Consider the following 20,753-nt stretch of genomic DNA (forward strand, 5'->3'; position numbering starts at 1 on the left):
CCGCTCACCAATACTCGCGCCGTTCGGCGCGGATCACCTGACCGACCCGATGGATTGCCCGCCATGTCGTTTGACCTCAATCGCCGCCAATTGATGCTCTCCGCCGCGACGGCCGCCGGTGCGCTCGCACTCGGTCCTGCTCGCGACGCGTTCGGTCAGGCCCGGGTGCAGATCACCGAAGGCAACGTCGCGCCGCTGCCGATCGCGATTCCGAATTTCGTCGCCGGCACGCCGTCGGACGGCGAAGTCGGCGTGGGCGTGTCGCAGGTGATCACCAACAACCTCAAGCGCAGCGGCTTGTTCGCGCCGATCGATCAGGCCGCGTATCTGGAAAAGATCACCAATATCGACGTGCCGCCGCAGTTCAAGAGCTGGGCGAGCATCAACGCCCAGGCGCTGGTAACCGGTCGGATGACGCGCCAGGGCGACGGCCGGCTCAAGGCCGAATTCCGGCTGTGGGACGTTGCCACCGGTCAGCAGCTCGCCGGCCAGCAGTATTTCACCTCGCCGGAATACTGGCGCCGCATTGCCCACATCATCTCGGATCAGATCTACGAGCGGCTCACCGGCGAGAAGGGATATTTCGACAGCCGGGTGGTCTTCATCGACGAAAGCGGACCGGCCGAGCGCCGGGTCAAGCGGCTGGCACTGATGGATCAGGACGGCGCCAACGTGCGCTATCTCACGCGCGGCACCGATCTGGTGCTGACGCCGCGGTTCTCGCCGAGCACGCAGGAAATCACCTACATGGAATTCGGCCAGGGTGAGCCGCGGGTGTATTTGTTCAACGTCGAGACCGGCCAGCGCGAGATCGTCGGCAACTTCCCCGGCATGTCGTTCGCGCCGCGGTTCTCCCCGGACGGCCAGAAGATCATCATGAGCCTGCAGCAGGGCGGAAATTCCAACCTGTTCGTGATGGATCTGCGTTCCAAAGCGACCACGCGGCTCACTGACACGCCCGCGATCGATACCTCGCCGTCCTACGCGCCCGATGGCAGCCGGATCTGCTTCGAGAGCGATCGCGGCGGCAAGCCGCAGATCTACATCATGCCGGCCGGCGGCGGGCAGGCGCAGCGAATCTCGTTCGGCGACGGCAGCTATTCGACCCCCGTGTGGTCGCCGCGCGGCGACTACATCGCCTTCACAAAGCAGGGCGGCGGCCAGTTCGCGATCGGCATCATGAAGCCCGACGGCTCGGGCGAGCGAATTCTGACCTCCGGGTTCCACAACGAGGGCCCGACATTTGCTCCCAACGGGCGGGTGCTGATGTTCTTCCGCGATCCCGGCGGCAATGCCGGTCCGTCGTTGTTCACGGTCGACGTGTCCGGCCGCAACGAACTGCGGGTTCCCACCCCCGGCTACGCCTCCGACCCGGCCTGGTCGCCGCTGCTGTCCTGATTCCAACGAACTGGCTTGGGTTCTTGCGGCGGTTGTGCCGAAGCAGGGAGATGCATGCCTGGGTTCCGCGACGGAACCTAAAAAATCCTCCTTCTGGGTCTAAGAACACTTTCCGCTAACGATGTTCGCTCAGAATTACTTCATTTCGACCCGTTAAAACCTCTGGGAAAGAGGCTATGGTGCCGATGCAGGTGGCTGAGCAGGAACGTAGTGCGGATCGGGCGATATCGCCCTCGATCTATGCTGCGTTGGTGGATTCCTTGTTTCAGAACCCGGCGCCGATGTTTGCAGGGGCCCTGAGCGCTGCGGTCGCAGCGATCATGACCGCGCACAAGACCGGCAATCATCTGCTCTGGCTCTGCGCGCTGTTGCTGATCGCCGCCGGTGCTCTGCGCGCCCTCGATATGCGCTCTTACAAGTTGCGCCAGCCGCAGTCCGGGGCCGAAATCCAACGCTGGGAAGTCCGGTATCAGATCGGCGCGATGCTCTATGCGGCCGTGCTCGGCATTTGGTGCGTCATCACGCTCGTCGGCACCGACGACCCTGTGGCCCACATGATCTGCACCTGTGTGACGCTCAGCTACATGGCTGCCGGCGCGGGCCGAACCTATGGCCGTCCATGGATCTTCCACATCCAGATCCTGTTGGCTTGTGGGCCGATGGCAGGTGGGCTGGCCTGGAACGGCGGTCCTTACTACATCGGCTTGGCGCTCTTGAGCGTGATCTTCTTCATCGGTGTCAAGCACATCACCACCAGTCTGCAGAAGATCTTCGTGCGGGCGCTTTTGGGGCGCGAGCGCGAGTCGGCCCTGGCCAGCCAATTCGACACCGCACTCAACAACATGCCACACGGACTGTGCATGTTCCGCGCGGATGGCCGCCTCGCGGTGATGAATCATCGCTTCACCGAAATGATGCGGCTGAGGGACGAATTGGTCAAAGGCTCGCCCACGGCCACCGATATTGTCTCCGCCTGTGTGGCGATCGGCGCGATTTCTGCCGCGAACGGCCGCTTGATCCTGTCAGAGATCGAGAATGCACTTGCTGGCGAGATCGTCACCGTCGGCGACGAGACGATCCCCCGCTCGCTGTGCTGGACGTTCCAGCCGATGGCGGGCGGTGGCACCGTGGTGCTGATCGAAGACATCACCGAACGCCGCAATGCCGAGGCGCGGATCGTTCATTTGGCGCGCTATGACGAACTGACCGCGCTGCCGAATCGCGTCAGCTTCCGTGACGAGATCGAGCGGATTCTGGAAGCCGAACATGGTCGGGGCAAGGCACGGCTGTCGGCGCTGCTGTTCATCGATCTCGATCAGTTTAAGCAGGTCAACGACACCCTTGGTCATCCTTGCGGCGATCGTCTGCTGTGTTCGGTTGCCGAGCGGCTGCGGGATATGCTGCGTCCAGAAGATTTCGTTGCCCGGTTCGGCGGCGACGAGTTCGTAGTATTCCAGCAGAACATCGCTTCGAACGAGGATGCCGCCTCACTGGCACGCCGCATCGTCGAACGGCTCAGCGATCGCTATTTGATCGATCATCACGTTGTCGAAATCGGCGCCTCGATCGGCATCGCGATGACCTTCCCAGGCGCGAAAGCCGACATCCTGCTCAAGAACGCCGATATGGCGCTGTATCGCGCCAAGGCTGATGGTCGCGGCACCTTCTGCTTCTTCCGCGAGGAAATGGCGCAGACCGTCGAGGCGCGCCGCATTCTCGAACTGGATCTACGCAAGGCGCTCGCGAACGAAGAGTTCGAGCTCTACTATCAGCCGCTCGTCAATCTGAAGACCGGCAAGATCGCCACTTGCGAGGCGCTGCTGCGTTGGAACCATCCTGTGCGCGGCACGGTCTCGCCCGTCGACATCATTCCGGTCGCCGAGGACATGGGTCTGATCGTCGATCTCGGCCGCTGGATCCTGCGCAAAGCCTGCATGGAGTGCATGCTCTGGCCGGAGCCGGTGAGTGTCGCGATCAACTTCTCGTCGCAGCAATTCCATCAACGCGACGTCCTCACCGAAGTTCGCTACGCGCTCGAAGTGTCCGGGTTACCGGCAAAGCGCCTGGAAATCGAGATCACCGAGTCCTCCCTGTTGCGCAACACGCAGTGGACCCACGACGCGTTGCAAGAGCTTCACGCCGAAGGCGTCCGGATCTCGCTCGACGATTTCGGCACCGGCTATTCCTCGCTCAGCTATCTGCACAGCTTCCCGTTGCAAAAAGTCAAAATTGATCGTTCCTTCCTGGAAGGCATCGATAGCGACCGGCCGCTCACTCTGCTGCGAGGCGTCGCCCGTCTCAGCGCCGACCTCGGCATGTCGGTGGTGGTCGAGGGAATCGAGACCAACGAACAACTCGATTTGATCAGCGCCGACGGCACCGTCACAGAGGCGCAGGGCTATCTGTTCAGCCGTCCGGTTCCTGCGCAGCGCATTCGGCAATTACTGGCCGCTTCGCACGGCCGCCGCGGCAAGGACGGAGATCGCCTCGTCGTGCCGCTGCGCTCGATCGCGTAAATCCCCGCTTTGTGTCGCAACAGCGTTACGTGTTAGCGCCATCAGTTCCCAAATGAGACGATAGTTAACCCTAATGCTGACGTGTCTTTGCGCTCGGTTTAGGGATTTGTTAACCTCTAGATCGTGGAAAGCCGGGCTCCGGCGTATGGGTTGTACAAATGAGTTCCGCGCAGCAAGAACGTAAGAGTGTTGCAACTTCCGCCCGCGGGCATGAGCTCCTGGACAAGGTCGACTACCGGCTCGCGGAAACCGACTCCGAAAAGGAGGCGATCTATCGCCTTCGCTATCGAGCCTATCTGAACGAAGGTGCGATCGAACCGAATGCGGATGGCATCGTCACGGACAGCCACGACGAGCTGCCGAATTGTTGGATTTTCGGCGTCTACGTCGACGGGGTGTTGTCGAGTTCGATTCGCATCTCCGTCGCATCTCCGTCGCATCCCACTTCGCCGTCGGTTGACGTCTTCTCCGACGTTCTTGGCGCCGAGCTTCAGCGTGGAAAGATCATCGTCGATCCGACGCGGTTCGTGGCCGATCCAGATCGCGTCGAGCGGATGCCGGAACTGCCATACGTGACCGTTCGCCTCGGCTATGTCGCCTGCTGTCATTTCGACGCCGACATCGGTCTGGCCACCGTGCGAGCAGAGCATCGTGCGTTCTATCGACGGGTGTTCCTGCAGACGCCGTTGTGCGAGCCTCGGTTGTTTCCCGGGCTCCTGAAGCCGGTCGGGTTGATGGCGGCCGACTATCGCGAGATCCAGGAGCGGGTGTACGCGCGGTTTCCGTTCATGCGTTCAAGTGCCTTCGAACGACGGATGTTGTTCGATCGCGCAGAGCCGGTCTTGGCTGTTGTCCGCGACAGCGCCCCGATCGCAGCAGCCGATCTCTGCGTTTAAGGTCGGTCGTCCAGTCTTTGGATTGGTCGCTGACTGCAGTCCGAACGAACTCCGTCGGGCTGTGCTCCTGACCGCAGCCGCGCGGCGCGTAAACGCACGTCCAGGCCGATGCTCGCCTTGGACCCGGCGAACGAAGAGGCAGATCGGGCCGATCCGGCCGCGACTTCACTCTGGCGCCACATTTACTCCTCATTAACCATCGCGATTGCTTTTGGCCGACCGGGGGCATTTGATCGGTGTTGGCAACTCCTCGTCAAGGTTGACGGAACGTTCGCTTAACCATCGCCCTGTAGACCGAAGCCACAGTCGGAATATCGCGAGCGTGGAGGCTCCGGAATGACCAATCACAAGCGAATCCTCCAGGGATTGAAGCTGGCCGCGGTGCTCGCGGTGGCCCTGTCGATGGGGGCTTGCGCCAACAAGAACGGGCTCGGTGGTGCCGACGGTGCGATGGCCGGCGCGGCGGCGCCGGGCAGTCAGCAGGATTTCGTCGTGAATGTCGGTGATCGCGTGTTCTTTGAGAGCGATCAGTCGGATCTGTCGCCGCAGGCGGTTGCGACCCTCGACAAGCAGGTGCAATGGCTGCAGACCTACAGCCGCTATACCTTCACGATCGAAGGCCATGCGGACGAGCGCGGCACCCGCGAGTACAACATCGCGCTCGGTGCACGTCGCGCCCAATCGGTCCGCAACTATATGGTGTCGCGCGGTATCGACGCGCAGCGGATGCGAACCATCTCCTACGGCAAGGAGCGCCCGGTCGCGGTCTGCAACGACATCTCGTGCTGGTCGCAGAATCGCCGTGCCGTTACGGTGCTGAACGCCGGCGCCTGATCGAAAGCTCCGGTCTGAATCGCGAACGGTGCCCGCTGGGCACCGTTTTTGTTTGTGCGGCAGTTTCTGCCGTCGCCTCAGTCACATTTTTGGCGTAGTACGACGATCAATCCAGCGCCGTTCACTCGGTGCGCCCTCCAACTCGTCGGACTGTCATGTCATCAGGTTTTGCCGTCTACGCACGCAGCCTCGCTTTGATGGCGACGCTCGTCGTCGCCACGCCCGCGCTGGCCCAGCAGTATGGTGGTGAGGTCGATCCCGAGATCCGCATTCAGCAGCTCGAGGACCGGCTGCGGACGTTGACCGGCCAGAACGAAGAGCTGCAATACCGCAACCGGCGGCTGGAAGATCAAGTCCGGCAGTTGCAGAGCGGCGGCGGTGCGCCCGGCGCGCAGCAGCCAGCGGCCGCTCCCGGTGCGACGCAGCCGGCCCCGCAGCCGCCGCCATCCTACGGCCAGCCGCAGCAACCCGGCTATGGTCAGCAGGTGCCGATGGTGCAGCCGCAGCCGACCGCCCCGGCGGGCGGCGGGCGGCGCGGCGACGCGTTCGATCCGTCGCAGAATCCGAATGCACCGGGTGTGCCGCGCGCGCTTGGCGGCGGCCAACTCCCGATAGAGCAGGGCGGCGGTATGCCGGCCGGCCGCACCCCGGGCGCCCCGATCGATCTGTCGAACGGCAGCGGCGGCTATGTCCAGGGAGGCTATCCGCAGGGCGGTGCGCCGGTCGCGCCGCAACAACCGCCCGCGGCTGCCGCCGCCGGAGGCGGTTTGACGACGCAGCCGCCGTCGCAATCGCCGCGCGACGAGTTCGACCTCGGCATCGGCTACATGCAGCGCCGCGACTACGCGCTGGCAGAAGAGACGATGCGCAACTTTGCGCAGAAGTACCCGGACAATCCGCTGGCCGCCGACGCGCAATACTGGCTCGGCGAGAGCTTCTTCCAGCGCCAGATGTATCGCGATGCTGCCGAAGCGTTTCTCGCCGTGACCAGCAAGCACGAGAAATCCGGCAAGGCGCCCGATGCGCTGCTGCGGCTCGGTCAGTCGCTGGCGGCGCTGAAGGAGAAGGAAGCCGCCTGCGCCGCGCTCGGCGAAGTCGGTCGTAAATTTCCGCACGCATCGTCCGGCGTGAAGAAGGCGGTCGAACGCGAGCAGAAGAAGCTGAAGTGCTGAATCATGACGGCCTCGGCCTCGCCGAGGCGTGACAACCGGCAGGCGAGCGGCCGATGTCCGGGACCGATGACGAGCCGATCTTAGTGCGTGAAGCCAGCCGGCTGTTCGCCGACTGGAAAGCGGTGCCGGCGATTCTGCTGGCGGTCTCCGGCGGTCCTGATTCGCTGGCGCTGATGTGGCTGGCGGCGCGCTGGCGCAGAGCCTTGAAGCGCGGGCCGGCGCTTTTCGTCGCCACCGTCGATCACGGTTTGCGCCCGGAGGCCGCTCAGGAAGCCCGCGCGGTCAAGCGGCTGGCCGCTTCGCTCGATCTGCAGCATCGCACGCTGCGCTGGCTCGGCGCCAAGCCGGCCTCCGGCATTCAGGCCGCCGCGCGCGCCGCCCGCTATCCGTTGTTGGCGGGGGCGGCCAAGCGTGCCGGCGCGACCCACATCATGACCGCTCATACCCGCGACGATCAGGCCGAGACGGTGCTGATGCGGTTGTCGCGGGGCAGCGGCATCGCCGGCCTTGCGGCGATGGCCCGCGAAACCGAGCGCGACGGCGTGGTGCTGGTGCGGCCGTTGCTCGATGTCCCCAAGGCGAGGCTGCTCGCGACTTTGGCGAAAGCGGGAATCGGGTTCGCGACCGATCCAAGCAACGTCGATCCGCGGTTTGCCCGGCCGCGATGGCGAGAGTTGATGCCGATGCTGGAGGCCGAAGGATGCGATGCGCGTTCATTGGTCCGGCTGGCGGCGCGTGCCGCGCGGGCCGACGCCGCGCTCGAACGGATGGCCGATGGCGCCGAGCAGTTCCTGGCATCTTTGAGTGGCGACTCGGATCGCCCCGGTGTCGATGCGGTCGCGTTCTCGGGCCTTCCGGCCGAAATCAGGATTCGATTGTTGCTTCGCTCGCTGACCCAGCAAGGTTACGAGGGGCCGCCGGAGCTTGGCAAGGTCGAGGCGCTTGCGTCTGCCTTGCAACAGGCCATGACTCCGGCAGCAACGGCCGGCAAAATCCGATTGAGACAGACGCTCGCCGGCGCAGTGGTGACGCTCACCAAGGATCGTCTGGTGATCGCTCCAGCGCCGCCGCGGCGTGGCCGCAGGCCCTGAGCCAACCTGCACGGACGCTTAACCACCCGCAAGAACCCGCAGTGATCGCCACGATTTGAGCGGGAAACCGGTTAGAATGCGCCAAATAGTCCTGTGTGGTTCTCTTGGCACGGGGCCGGCACACACCTAGATTAGGCAGACCGGCTCGCGGGAAGCACCCGCAGAGCCTTTCGTCTCGGCGCCGCAGGGCCCACCTGGTCGCGATCCGCGCGACCCATAAGGAAGACCGATGAACGCCAATTTGCGCAATTTCGCCCTCTGGGTCATCATCGTGCTGCTGTTGTTGGCGCTGTTCACCCTCTTCCAAAATCCGGGCCAGCGCACCGCGTCTCAGGAAATTCCGTTCTCGCAGCTCTTGAGCGAGATCGACCAGAACCACGTTCGCGACGTGGTGATCCAGGGCCAGGAAATCCGCGGCACCTTCACCAACGGCTCGACCTTCCAGACCTACGCGCCGAACGATCCGTCGCTCGTGACGCGGCTGTACAACGGCAAGGTCTCGATCACCGCCAAGCCGCCGGGTGACAACGTGCCGTGGTTCGTGTCGCTGCTGGTGTCGTGGCTGCCGTTCATCGCGCTGATCGGCGTGTGGATCTTCCTGTCGCGGCAGATGCAGGGCGGCGCCGGCAAGGCGATGGGCTTCGGCAAGTCGCGGGCCAAGATGCTCACGGAAGCGCATGGCCGCGTCACCTTCGAAGACGTCGCCGGCGTCGACGAGGCCAAGCAGGATCTGCAGGAGATCGTCGAGTTTCTCCGCGATCCCGGCAAATTCCAGCGTCTCGGCGGTCGGATTCCGCGCGGCGTGCTGCTGGTCGGCCCTCCCGGTACTGGTAAGACCCTGATCGCGCGCGCGGTCGCGGGTGAAGCCAACGTGCCGTTCTTCACCATCTCCGGCTCGGACTTCGTTGAAATGTTCGTCGGCGTCGGCGCCAGCCGCGTGCGTGACATGTTCGAGCAGGCCAAGAAGAACGCGCCGTGCATCATCTTCATCGACGAAATCGACGCGGTCGGCCGTCATCGCGGCGCCGGCCTCGGCGGTGGCAATGACGAGCGCGAGCAGACCCTCAACCAGCTGCTGGTCGAGATGGACGGCTTCGAGGCCAACGAGGGCGTGATCCTGATCGCTGCCACCAACCGCCCCGACGTGCTCGATCCGGCGCTGCTGCGTCCCGGCCGCTTCGACCGTCAGGTCGTGGTGCCGAATCCGGACGTCGTTGGCCGCGAGCAGATCCTCAAGGTTCACGTCCGCAAGGTGCCGCTGGCGCCGGATATCAACCTGAAGAACATCGCGCGCGGCACCCCGGGCTTCTCCGGTGCCGACCTGATGAACCTCGTCAACGAAGCGGCGCTGATGGCGGCCCGGCGCAACAAGCGCATGGTCACCCAGACCGAGTTCGAGGACGCCAAGGACAAGGTAATGATGGGCGCCGAGCGCAAGTCGCTGGTGATGACGGAGGAGGAGAAGCTCCTCACCGCCTATCACGAGGGCGGCCACGCGATCGTCGGCCTCAACGTCCCGGCCACCGACCCGATCCACAAGGCGACCATCATTCCGCGCGGCCGTGCGCTCGGAATGGTGATGCAGCTTCCCGAGCGCGACAAGCTGTCGATGTCGCTCGAGCAGATGACCTCGCGCCTTGCCATCATGATGGGCGGCCGCGTCGCCGAAGAGATGATCTTCGGCCGCGAGAAGGTGACCTCGGGGGCGGCATCGGACATCGAGCAGGCCACCAAGCTGGCCCGCATGATGGTGACCCGCTGGGGCCTGTCGGAAGAGCTCGGCACCGTCGCCTACGGCGAGAACCAGGACGAGGTGTTCCTCGGCATGTCGGTGTCGCGCACCCAGAACGCGTCCGAGGCGACGATCCAGAAGATCGACGCCGAGATCAAGCGGCTGGTGGCCGAGGGCTACGACGAGGCCAAGCGGATCCTCACCGAACGCCGCGCCGATCTCGAAGCACTGGCCAAGGGTCTGCTCGAATATGAAACCCTGACCGGCGACGAGATCACCGACCTGATCAACGGAAAGAAGCCGAATCGTGAATCGGTGCTGGAGCCGTCGGGTCCGCGCACCTCGGCCGTGCCGCCCGCCGGCAAGCCCCGGCCGCGCCCCGATCCGGGCCTCGAGCCGCAGCCCCAGGCGTAAGCCTGCCTGAATTCGATTGTTGCAAAACGCGGCGGCGACGCCGCGTTTTTTTATGGCCCGTCGCGACCGAGAAGCGTAGGTCCTGATCCAAACAGGGCAGGATGTTCAGGGATGGCGTTCGGCGGGCTTTGGCTCAGACGCTGGCATTCGAGCGATGAATGAAATGACGCCAGACCCGGCGCTCGGCCTGAGCACGCCGGGCCGAGTTCTGTCCGATGGCGCGCTCGGACCCGGCAAGCTGTCCCGACCGTCGACCGCGCTCGACCTCTACGATCTCGCCTCGATCGGTCTGCTCGGCGTTCTCGGCGTCCTGATGCTGATGACGTTTCGCTCCTACGGCGTCACCAATGACGAGTGGGTGCAGCAGCGCTACGGCGAGCTGATCATCGATTACTACCGTAGCGGCCTGATCGATCGCGCGCTGTTCTCGTTCGATAATCTGTATCTGTATGGCGGCCTGTTCGACGTCGCCGCGACGCTGTTGCACAAGGTCTCCTCGCTCGAGCTGTTCGAGCTGCGGCATCTGCTCAGTGCGGCTTGCGGCGTTGCCGGGATCGGCGCGGCGATCGCGACCGCGCGTTTGGTTGTGGGCCCGCGCGCCGGGCTGCTCGCCGGAGTGGCGCTCGCAGTGTGCGGGTTCTGGTACGGCGCCATGTTCCACCACACCAAGGACGTGCCGCTCGGCGCCGCGATGGCCGGCGCCCTGTATTTCCTGATTCGCGCGGCGCGGGATTGTCCGAAGCCGCAGCTCCGCCATCTGATCGGTTTCGGCGTGCTGACCGGCTGTGCGCTCGGCATCAAGGTGCTGGGGCTGCTGCTGGTGTGTTACGTGCCGGTCGCGATCGTGCTGAATGGCCCGGTGCCGACGGCAGGCGCAGGCTTGCGGGACAGTGCCGCGTTCGCCGGTCGCTCGCTGCTGACTTTCCTGCCGGCACTGCTGATCGCCTATGCGATCATGCTGATCACCTGGCCGTGGTCGGCGCTGGCGCCGCTCAATCCGATCCGCGGATTGGTGTCGTTCGGCGACTTCCACTACGCGATCCGCACCATGCTGGCCGGGCAGGTGTACGAGATGGCGACGGTGCCGCGCTGGTACATTCCGACTTATCTCCTGATCAAGACGCCCATCGTCGTGCTCGCAGGAGCGGCGATCTCGCTGCTTTGGCTGCTGTGGCCACGATTGCTCGGCGATGGCGACGCGCGCTGCCGGCGCGAGGCCGCGATCGTCGCATTGGCTGTCGTGTTTCCTGTCGCCTGCGAAATCACCGCGCATGGGCCGGCTTTCAGCGGCATGCGGCATTTCATGTTCGTGTTGCCGCCGCTTTCGGTGCTGGCCGGTATCGGGCTCGATGGCCTACTACGCGCCGCCGCGCGGCTTTCGGCGACGCTCGGTGCGGCGGCGCTGGCCGTGATCGTCGCGGCGCTGAGCTGGAATGCCGCGACGCTGATCCGGCTGCATCCGTATCAGTATCTGTTCTACAATCCGCTGGCCGGCGGGCTGCAAGGTGCCTCGCGCCGCTACGTCATGGATTATTGGTTTACGGCGATGCCGGAAGTGGTGACGCGGCTCGAAAGATACATCGCGCGAACCGATCCCCCCGATGCCCGTGGACGGATCTACACCGTCGCGGTGTGCGGTCCGCGCGACAGCTTCCTGCATCTTCGGCCGCCAAACCTGCGCTGGGCCCAGGTGTGGGAGACCGCGGATTTCTTCATCGCGCCGACCCACATGAATTGCGACCAGGACATCCAGGCCAAGGTCGCGGCGACGGTGTCCCGGCTCGGCGTTCCGATCGCTTACGTCAAGGATCAGCGTGCCAAGACCCGTCCGGGTGAAGCACCGTAGCGCCCGGTCCTCGGCCGCCCGCTGCATGGCCGTATGTGTCGGCGTTTGCTTGACGCAGCCGCACGTAGCGCGCAACGAAGGCTCGCAAGACGGACCCTGCGATGACCACTCATGTCTCCAAAGCCCCGGCCTATTGGTCGCGCGATGCGATCTGGCCCGGCATTGTTGCGATCGGCCCGATGCTGCCGGGCACGCTGGCGTTCGGCATGGCGTTCGGTGCACTCTGCGCGCAGAAGAACTTCACGCTCGCCGAAGTCGAAGTGATGATGGCCACCGTGTATGGCGGGCTGTCGCAATTCGTCGCGGTGCAGGCCTGGCCCGACGCGCTGACGCCGTCGTCGATCGCGGCGCTGGCGTTGCTGACCACCACCGTCAATATCCGCTTCTTCCTGATGACCGCGTCGATGCGGCCGTGGTTCGGTACGCTGCCGCCCTGGCAGGCTTATCCGCCGCTGCTGCTGGTCACCGATGGCGGCTGGCTCGCGGCGATGCGCTATCGCGAGCACGGCGGCGCCAATGCCTGGTTCTATGTCGGCGGTGCGATTGTGCTGTATCTGGTGTGGCTGGTATCGGCCATTCCCGGTTTCCTGCTCGCCGAGCAGCTCGCCGATCCGAAGAAATTCGGCGTCGACATCGCGATGCCCGCGTTCTTCGCGGCCCTGCTGGTCCCAGCTTGGAAGGGGCCGCGGCGCGCGATTCCATGGTGCGTCTCGGGCGTCGTTGCTCTCACCGTGCATTGGCTGGCGCCGGGCTATTGGTTCATTATCGCCGGCGCGCTGTCCGGTGCGATCACCGCGGGGCTGATGGACGAGCCACCGCAGAACGCCTCGCATGCAGGGCATCGTCATGACTGACATGCTTCGCAGTGACGTGATGATTGCCTTTGCGGTGATGACCGCGGTGACGGTGGCGTCACGGCTCGGCGGCTATTTCATGATGCGCTATGTCGAGGTGACGCCGCGGGTGCGGCGGATGCTCGATGCATTGCCCGGGTCGATCATCGTTGCGGCTGCGTTGCCAGTGGCTGTCAACGGCGGTCCCATCGTCATGATCGCGCTCGCTGCGGCAATTGCCGTGAGCGTATTGCGGCGCAACGACTTCCTGGCGGTGGTTACTGGTATGTTAGTAGCGGCATTGGCGCGTGCGCTGGGATTGCCGGGCTAGTTTTCAGGAATGCTATTCATTTCATTGCTGTAAGGGCTTGCCTTCGGTTCTGAATAGGTGTTCACTTTTTTCACTGATTTGGCGTGGGCGATACGTCGGTTTCCCTCGCTACTCCAGCAACTTGGTGAGCGCTTCCGGTCCGATAGAGCGGGCTGCGGACCTGCTCGTTTCCGGGGCGACAGCTTCATGGTTTACCGGCGGACCCATCAGGTGGTGAAGCGCTTGGCCGCACGCCGCAGTGCGATCCTTGCGGCTGCGCGCGAGACCGCTGCGGAAGGCGGGATGGCGGCGGTGCAGATCGCGCCGGTCGCTGCGCGCGCCAAGGTCGCTGCCGGAACGGTGTATCGCTACTTCCCCTCCAAGGCCGACCTGATCTCCGAACTCATCGCCGATGTCTCGCGCGACGAACTCGCTGCGGTCCGCCGCGCGGCCGATGCGGCTCCGGGGCCGTCTTCTGCGCTCGCCGCCGCGGTGACGACTGTGGCGGTGCACGTCCTGTCGCATCGCAAGCTGGCGTGGGGCATCCTGGCCGAGCCGGTCGATGTCGATGTCTCGGCGTCACGGCTGGCAAGTCGCCGCGAGATCGCGGGTGAGATCGAATTGCGGATCGAGGCGGCAGTTCGTGTCGGACATCTGCCGGCGCAAGATACGGCGCTGGCAGCGACCGCATTGCTCGGCGCGGTGCATGAATCGCTGGTCGGGCCGCTGGCGCCGGACAATCTCGATGATCCGGCGAAGCTGCGTGACGCAGTGCAAACCGTTACCTTGTTGGCGCTGCGCGCGGTCGGCGTGATGGATGCTCGGGCCCGTGGCCTGGTGGTGCAGGCCGTGGTGCCGCCGCGTAGTCTGGTCGGCGCCTGATCAGTTCCAGTTTGCTCCGGGCCATCGCTCTGGCTATGACAACCGACGTAGCCTGATCCGATCCGTTCCCGCTCGCCGGATATGCGGCCAGTTCGAGCGCAGGAGTCTTGCATGACCATTCTGATGCCCGAGCCGGACCAATCAGTGCTGGCGCGTCGCGACGAGATCATTGCGGCCTTGCGCAAGATCGTGCCGGGCGAGGGGGTGATCTCCAGCGCCGCCGAGATGAAGCCCTATGAGTCCGACGGGCTGATGGCGTATCGCCAGCCGCCGATGGTGGTGGTGTTGCCGAGCACCACCAAACAGGTGTCCGAGGTGCTGCGCTATTGCCACCAGAACGGCATCAAGGTGGTGCCGCGTGGCTCTGGCACTTCGCTGTCAGGCGGCGCGTTGCCGCTTGCCGACGGCGTGTTGCTCGGGCTCGGGAAGTTCAAGCGGATCCGCGAGATCGACTTCGACAACCGTGCCGTGGTGGTCGAGCCCGGCGTCACCAATCTGGCGATCAGTCAGGCGGTCGATCACGCCGGCTTCTACTACGCGCCCGATCCGTCGTCGCAGATCGCCTGTTCGATCGGCGGCAACATCGCTGAGAACTCCGGCGGCGTGCACTGCCTGAAATACGGCATGACCACCAACAACGTGCTCGGCTGCGAGATCGTGCTGATGACCGGCGAGATCCTGCGGATCGGCGGGAAGGCGGCCGAATGCGCCGGCTACGACCTGATGGGCGTGATCACCGGTTCCGAGGGGCTGCTCGGCGTCATCACCGAAGTCACCGTGCGGATCCTGCGCAAACCCGAAACGGCGCGGGCGCTGATGATCGGCTTCACCAGCGTCGAGGCCGCCGGCCAGTGCGTTGCCGACGTGATCAGCGCAGGCATCATTCCCGGCGGCATGGAGATGATGGACAAGCCGGCGATTCACGCCGCCGAAGCCTTCGTCCATGCTGGCTATCCGCTCGACGTCGAGGCGCTGCTGATCATCGAGCTCGACGGTCCGCAGGTCGAAGTCGACGAGCTGATCGGAAGGGTCGAAGAGATCGCGCTCGGCTGCGGCTCGACCACCTGTCAGATCTCGACCAGCGAGCAGCAGCGGCTGCTGTTCTGGTCCGGCCGCAAGGCGGCGTTCCCCGCGGTGGGCCGGATCTCGCCCGACTATCTGTGCATGGACGGCACGATCCCGCGCGCGCAACTACCGTTGGTGCTGCGGCGGATGAACGAGATGTCGGAGAAATACGGCCTGCGCGTCGCCAACGTGTTCCACGCCGGCGACGGCAATCTGCATCCGCTGATCCTGTACGACGCCAACAAGCCGGGCGAGCAGGACGCGGCGGAAGCCTTCGGCGCCGACATTCTCAAGCTCTGCGTCGAGGTCGGCGGTGTGCTGACCGGCGAGCACGGCGTCGGCATCGAGAAGCGCGATCTGATGCCGGAGATGTTCTCGGATATCGATCTCAACCAGCAGCAGCGGCTGAAATGCGCGTTCGACTCCGAAGGCCTGCTCAACCCCGGCAAGGTGTTCCCGACGCTGCATCGCTGTGCCGAACTCGGCCGCATGCACGTCCACAAAGGCCAGTTGCCGTTCCCGGATATTCCGCGGTTCTGACCGGGTAATGTTATCTCCGATGCACGAAGTAGAGCCTTTCACCGTCATTGCGAGCGAAGCGAAGCAATCCAGGGCCTCGGTGCACGGCGCTCCTGGATTGCATCGTCGCTTTGCGCCTCGCAATGACGGGGGAGGATTAGTGCGCAGCATTCTGAAGGACGAATTTCGCCCGTGGACACGCTGAAAGTACGCGACGCGCAGGAGGTCGAGGACGCGGTGCGCGCCGCGATCGCCAATGAGCAGCCGATCGAAATCGTCGGCCATGGCAGCAAGCGCACGGTCGGCCAGCCGATGGCGACCAATGCAGTGCTGGAGCTGTCGGCGCTCAACGCCGTCACCGCCTACGAGCCGAACGAGCTGATCATCACCGTCCAGGCCGGCGCGCCGCTCGCCGACGTGCTGTCGCTGATCGATTCCAAGAGCCAGCATTTCGCCTTCGAGCCGATGGACACTGCCGTGCTGCTCGGCACTGCGCCGGGGGCGGGCACGGTGGCCGGCATGATCGGCGCCGGTCTCGCCGGGCCGCGGCGGATCAAGGCGGGCGGGGCGCGCGATCATCTGCTCGGCGCGCATGCGGTGTCGGGCTTCGGCGAGAGCTTCAAGGCCGGCGGCAAGGTGGTGAAGAACGTCACCGGCTACGACCTGTGCAAGCTGCTCGCCGGCTCCTGGGGCACGCTGGCGGTGATGACCGAAGTCACCCTGAAGGTGACGCCGCGGCCGGAGAGCGAGCGCACGCTGGTGCTGCGCGGCCTCGGCGACGTCGCCGCCAACAAGGCGATGACGGCTGCGCTCGGCTCCCCCTACGACGTCACCGGCGCCGCGCATCTGCCGGGCTCGGCGCTGCGCACCACTACCGGTGCATTGGCGGAGATCGCACAGCCGGATCAATCGCTCACTCTGCTGCGGCTCGAAGGCATCACCTCGTCCGCGAGCCATCGCGCTCAATCGCTGCGCGCGGCGCTGAAGAGCTATGGCGATGCCGAACTGATCGAGGACGATGCCTCCGCCGCGCTATGGCGCGCGGTGCGCGACGTCGAGCCGTTCGCAGCGTCCGGTCCGCGGGCGCTGTGGCCGGTGTGGCGCATTGTCTGCCCGCCGGCGACCGGTGGTGCTTTCGGCGAGCAGCTTAGCCGCGAGAGCGGCGGTGAGGTGATTTACGACTGGGGCGGCGGCCTGATCTGGGCGGCGCTGCCGCCCGCGGCGGACGGCCATGCCAAGGCGCTGCGCCAGCGCGTCGAGAAGATCGCCGGCCATGCCAGCCTGATCCGCGGCAGCGATGCGGTGCGGGCGGCGATCGATGTGTTCCATCCTCAGCCGGCCGGGCTGGCCGCGCTCGGCAGCCGCGTCAAGCGCAGCTTCGATCCCAGCAACATTCTCAATCGCGGCCGGATGTCGCGAGGATCCGCGACATGAAGACCGAATTCAGCCTGACCCAGCTCGCCGATCCCGATATCGCCGAGGCCGACAAGATCCTGCGCGCCTGCGTGCATTGCGGCTTCTGCACCGCGACCTGTCCCACCTATGTGCTGCTCGGTGACGAGCTCGACAGTCCGCGCGGCCGCATCTACCTGATCAAGGAGATGCTGCAGAGCAACGCGCCGCCGACCGCGGACGTCGTCAAGCACATCGACCGTTGCCTGTCGTGCCTCGCTTGTATGACGACCTGCCCGTCGGGCGTGAACTACATGCATCTGGTCGATCAGGCCCGCGCCCGGATCGAGAAGCAGTACAAGCGGCCGTTCTGGGACCGGATCGTGCGCGAGGCGCTGTCGTGGATGATGCCGCATCCGGGCATGTTCCGGCTCGGGATGGCCGCCGCGCGGATCGTGCGGCCGGTGGCGGCACTGCTGCCCGGCTCCCGCGACCTTGCGCATCCGACGGTGCTGAGCCGGATCAAGGCGATGCTGGCGCTGGCGCCGAAACACCTGCCGGAGCCCGGCCCGGATTCCGGCACGACCTTTCCGGCGATCGGACCGAAGCGCGGCCGGGTCGCGCTGCTGCACGGCTGCGCCCAACAGGTGCTGGCCCCGCGGATCAATCGGGCCGCGATCAATCTCCTCACCCGGCACGGCATCGAAGTGGTGCTCGCCGCGGATGAAGCCTGCTGCGGCGCCCTGATCCATCATCTTGGCCGCGATACCCGCACGCTCGACTATGCCCGTACCAACATCAGGGCGTGGCTGGCGGAGATCGAGCGTGGCGGTCTCGACGCGATCCTGGTGACCACCTCCGGCTGCGGTACGGTGATCAAGGACTACGGCTATATGCTGCGAGAAGATCCGGAGTATGCAGCGGCGGCTGCAAAGGTTTCGGCACTCGCCAAAGACATCAGCGAATATGTCGGCGGTCTCGAACTGTCATCACCGCGTCAGCGCGATGATGTCGTGGTTGCTTATCACTCCGCCTGTTCGCTTCAACACGGCCAGAAAATCACGCAGCTCCCCAAAGAATTGCTTTCCAAGACTGGATTCGTGGTGAAAGATATTCCCGAGAGTCATTTGTGTTGTGGTTCGGCGGGCACGTACAACATTCTCCAGCCTGACATCGCGACCAGATTGCGCGATCGGAAGGTCGCCAACATCGCTTCCGTCAAGCCGGACATGATCGCCGCGGGCAATATCGGCTGCATGGTGCAGATCGCCAGCGGAACGGAAGTCCCTGTGGTGCACACGATTGAACTTCTCGATTGGGCGACAGGCGGGCCCCGTCCTGCTCCGCACTGATCGGAGCCTGGAACGCCGGTCGCGGGGCGCGTGATTGCTGGCCGAGCAGCGATCCGCACAACTGGAGGACGACCATGGCGAAAGACAAGAAGTCGAAGAAGAAGGACAAGGCCGACAAGAAGGCCGAGAAGTCCAAGACCAAGAAGAAGTCCAAACTGCTGCTGGCGAAGAAGGCCGGCAAGAAGGACGGCAAATCTGCCAAGGCGTCGGCCGCCAAGTCGAAGGCTAAATCCAAATCGAAGTCTGCAGCGGGCAAATCCGCAAAGAAGTCTGCCGCCAAGAGCGTCGCCAAAAAGCCGGCGACCAAAGCGAAGAAGACGGCCTCTGGCCGTTCTGCTGGCGTGAAGAAGGCGGCTCCCAAGCCAGGCGCTGGCAAGACATCGACAGCGAAAAAGCCGGCTGCGAAGAAGCCCGCCGCGAAGGTTCCTGCCACCAGCAAGACCGCTGCGAAACGCGCTGCCGGCGCTAAGCCGACAGCCAAGGCCCCGGCCAGGCCTGTCACGAAGTCGGCGCCTAAGTCGGCTCCGAAATCCGCACCGAAGTCCGCCGCGCCGCCGCGAGCGCCCGAGAAGGCTTCGACCAGGGCTGCGAAGAAGGCCAAGCCGGCTCCCAGTGCTGCGGAGGCTGCTGTCGAGCCGGTCGTAGAGGTGGCTCCGGCTCCGCCCGCCCCAGCCAAGCCGCGCAAGCCCCGCGCCAAGAAGCCGGCGCCGCCGCCCGTGGAGCCCGAGGCGTCGGTTCTGGAACCCGAACCTTCCCAAGCAGCCGAGGCCGATCACGAGGCCGATTCGGTCGAGGCTGCGCCAGCCGATCCGTTTCCTGCCGATGACGTCGCTGTAGCCGAGGACAATGAACCGGTGGAAACGCCGGCGTCGAGCGACTCGGTTGAAGCTCCGGGTGAGCCGGCAGCTCACAGCGCGGAATCGACCAGCGAGGAAGCAGCCAGAGACGAGGAGTTCGATCGGGCGGAGCAGGGCGAGCCGCGGTCCGATCCGGCGTAACCGAGCCCAGACGCCAGCACGGGCGACATGAATTGCCGAAGGCCGCGGTCCCAACCGCGGCCTTCGTCGTTGGGGGCCAAGGGTGTAGCCAAGCAGTCAGGGCTACGTGACCGACGGGCGCCCTGGCGAGTACCTCGTGGGCCGGACCGCAGCGTCCCCGTACCAGCGATTCGTTCCCGCGTAGTTCGATTTCGGCTTAGTCGAAAGTGTTGCTCGAGGAGCCGCAAACCGCGTTTCGCCTAGGACTCGTTCGCAATCAAGTGATCGAATTGCAACACTCCGCAACTACGAGTGGCTGAATGAGCCGGATTGCACAAAAAGTCGGCATCTGCATGTGTTTTTTGCTTCACGGTTCTCGCGTGGAGCCGCACATTGCCGTCACATTTGGTTTTGGCAGGTCGATGTCGCGTCCTTGAACTTCGGTCCGGCTGACTTGAAACGATGGGGATCAAAATGAAGAAGACAATCTTGTCGGTCGCGGCAGTGCTCGCAGTTGGCGTCGGTTCGGCCTCGGCGGCAGATCTGCCCGCCAAGATGTACACCAAGGCTCCGCCGGTGGTGGCGTTCAATCCGTGGGACGTGGCGTTCGGCACCTCGGTTTCGAGCGATTACGTGTTCCGCGGCATCACCCAGTCGAACCACCAGCCGTCGGTCAGCGGCTACATCGAGCCGCGCTACAACATCAATCCGGACCTGCAGATCTACGCAGGCGTGTCGGCCTCGAGCATCTCGTTCACCAACCGCGCCGCTGCTGAGATCGACGGCTACGTCGGTATCCGCCCGACCTTCGGTCCGGCCGCGTTCGACTTCGGCTTCTGGTACTATGGTTATCCGGGCGGCCAGTGCATCGACACGGTGCAGGGCGGCGGCAACTTGTGTCCGCTCGGGTCGAGCAGGATTGCCAACGGCAACGTGATGAAGAAGGACGTGTCCTTCTACGAATTCTACGGCAAGTTCAACTACACCTTCAACGACATGTTCACCGCTGGTGCCGCCGTGAACTATTCACCGGACTTCCTGCGCTTCGGTACCGATGGAACCTACGCCGCGGTGAACGCGAAGATCACCATGCCGGGCACCTTTTTCGGCACCAGCGGCATCGGCTCCTACATCTCGGGTGAGTACGGCCATCAGTGGCTCGGTACCACTGACGCCTTCTATGGTCCGTCCGTTTTGCCGGACTACAACACCTGGAACGTCGGCGTGGGCTTCACCTACAAGGTGTTTACCCTCGATCTGCGCTACACCGACAGCGACCTGTCGAAGGAAAGCTGCCAGCTAATCACCTCCGACTTCACCTCGGGTAACGGTACCACCTCAGGCTGGTGCGGCGCCCGCTTCGTCGCCAAGCTCTCGGCTGATGTGACGCTGGGCGCGCTGAAGTAAAGACAATCCCTTCCAAAGGGGCTGAGGGCGGCAGAGCGATCTGCCGCCCTTTTTGTTCGTCCATGCTGAGGCGTGAGAACGGATGATAGGCGAGCCGCCAGTCGGTGGCCCGCCTTT

Annotated in this window: 16 protein-coding genes; all 16 read left to right on the forward strand. The window is 64.6% G+C overall.

Annotated elements, in window-relative coordinates; translation table 11 throughout:
- Positions 1–63: 63 nt before the first annotated feature.
- Positions 64–1,398 carry a Tol-Pal system beta propeller repeat protein TolB gene (gene tolB, locus M9H71_RS06985; protein ID WP_455404337.1) on the forward strand — a complete coding sequence of 445 codons (1,335 nt, stop codon included), beginning with the start codon at positions 64–66 and terminating at the stop codon, positions 1,396–1,398.
- 185 nt (positions 1,399–1,583) lie between these two features.
- The gene (locus tag M9H71_RS06990) at positions 1,584–3,914 is read left to right on the forward strand and encodes a putative bifunctional diguanylate cyclase/phosphodiesterase (RefSeq protein ID WP_455404409.1); all 2,331 of its coding nucleotides are present in this window, start codon (positions 1,584–1,586) and stop codon (positions 3,912–3,914) included.
- 158 nt (positions 3,915–4,072) lie between these two features.
- Entirely contained in the window at positions 4,073–4,810 is a 738-nt protein-coding gene (locus tag M9H71_RS06995) for an N-acyl amino acid synthase FeeM domain-containing protein (protein WP_455404338.1), read from the forward strand.
- Positions 4,811–5,146: 336 nt separating this feature from the next.
- Positions 5,147–5,644: a peptidoglycan-associated lipoprotein Pal gene (gene pal, locus M9H71_RS07000; protein WP_455404339.1), complete on the forward strand. Its 498-nt coding sequence runs from the start codon at positions 5,147–5,149 to the stop codon at positions 5,642–5,644.
- Positions 5,645–5,799: 155 nt separating this feature from the next.
- The gene (ybgF, locus tag M9H71_RS07005) at positions 5,800–6,816 is read left to right on the forward strand and encodes a tol-pal system protein YbgF (protein WP_455404340.1); all 1,017 of its coding nucleotides are present in this window, start codon (positions 5,800–5,802) and stop codon (positions 6,814–6,816) included.
- A gap of 53 nt (positions 6,817–6,869) precedes the next feature.
- Positions 6,870–7,907, forward strand: a complete 1,038-nt coding sequence (tilS, locus tag M9H71_RS07010) for a tRNA lysidine(34) synthetase TilS (RefSeq protein WP_455404341.1) — start codon at positions 6,870–6,872, stop codon at positions 7,905–7,907.
- 229 nt (positions 7,908–8,136) lie between these two features.
- Positions 8,137–10,053 carry an ATP-dependent zinc metalloprotease FtsH gene (gene ftsH, locus M9H71_RS07015; RefSeq protein WP_164604830.1) on the forward strand — a complete coding sequence of 639 codons (1,917 nt, stop codon included), beginning with the start codon at positions 8,137–8,139 and terminating at the stop codon, positions 10,051–10,053.
- A 163-nt stretch (positions 10,054–10,216) separates the two neighbouring features.
- Positions 10,217–11,899, forward strand: coding sequence for a glycosyltransferase family 39 protein (locus M9H71_RS07020; RefSeq protein ID WP_455404342.1), 1,683 nt, complete (start codon positions 10,217–10,219; stop codon positions 11,897–11,899).
- Positions 11,900–12,000: 101 nt separating this feature from the next.
- Positions 12,001–12,753 (forward strand): AzlC family ABC transporter permease, encoded by a 753-nt coding sequence (locus M9H71_RS07025; protein ID WP_455404343.1) that lies wholly within the window; start codon positions 12,001–12,003, stop codon positions 12,751–12,753.
- The gene (locus M9H71_RS07030; protein WP_455404410.1) at positions 12,746–13,063 is read left to right on the forward strand and encodes an AzlD family protein; all 318 of its coding nucleotides are present in this window, start codon (positions 12,746–12,748) and stop codon (positions 13,061–13,063) included. Before M9H71_RS07025 ends, M9H71_RS07030 begins: the two co-directional genes overlap by 8 nt.
- Positions 13,064–13,249: 186 nt before the next feature.
- Positions 13,250–13,924 carry a helix-turn-helix domain-containing protein gene (locus M9H71_RS07035; protein WP_455404344.1) on the forward strand — a complete coding sequence of 225 codons (675 nt, stop codon included), beginning with the start codon at positions 13,250–13,252 and terminating at the stop codon, positions 13,922–13,924.
- Positions 13,925–14,035: 111 nt separating this feature from the next.
- Complete coding sequence (locus tag M9H71_RS07040) at positions 14,036–15,529, forward strand: FAD-linked oxidase C-terminal domain-containing protein (RefSeq protein ID WP_455404345.1); 1,494 nt, start codon at positions 14,036–14,038, stop codon at positions 15,527–15,529.
- 171 nt (positions 15,530–15,700) lie between these two features.
- Entirely contained in the window at positions 15,701–16,942 is a 1,242-nt protein-coding gene (locus M9H71_RS07045) for an FAD-binding protein (protein WP_455404346.1), read from the forward strand.
- Positions 16,939–18,252, forward strand: a complete 1,314-nt coding sequence (gene glcF / locus M9H71_RS07050) for a glycolate oxidase subunit GlcF (RefSeq protein ID WP_455404347.1) — start codon at positions 16,939–16,941, stop codon at positions 18,250–18,252. The genes M9H71_RS07045 and glcF overlap by 4 nt, the downstream gene beginning before the upstream one ends.
- A gap of 74 nt (positions 18,253–18,326) precedes the next feature.
- Positions 18,327–19,250: a hypothetical protein gene (locus M9H71_RS07055; RefSeq protein WP_455404348.1), complete on the forward strand. Its 924-nt coding sequence runs from the start codon at positions 18,327–18,329 to the stop codon at positions 19,248–19,250.
- 453 nt (positions 19,251–19,703) lie between these two features.
- Positions 19,704–20,636, forward strand: a complete 933-nt coding sequence (locus tag M9H71_RS07060) for a TorF family putative porin (protein WP_455404349.1) — start codon at positions 19,704–19,706, stop codon at positions 20,634–20,636.
- The last annotated feature ends 117 nt before the right edge of the window (positions 20,637–20,753 follow it).

It is taken from the genome of Rhodopseudomonas parapalustris (assembly GCF_053772255.1).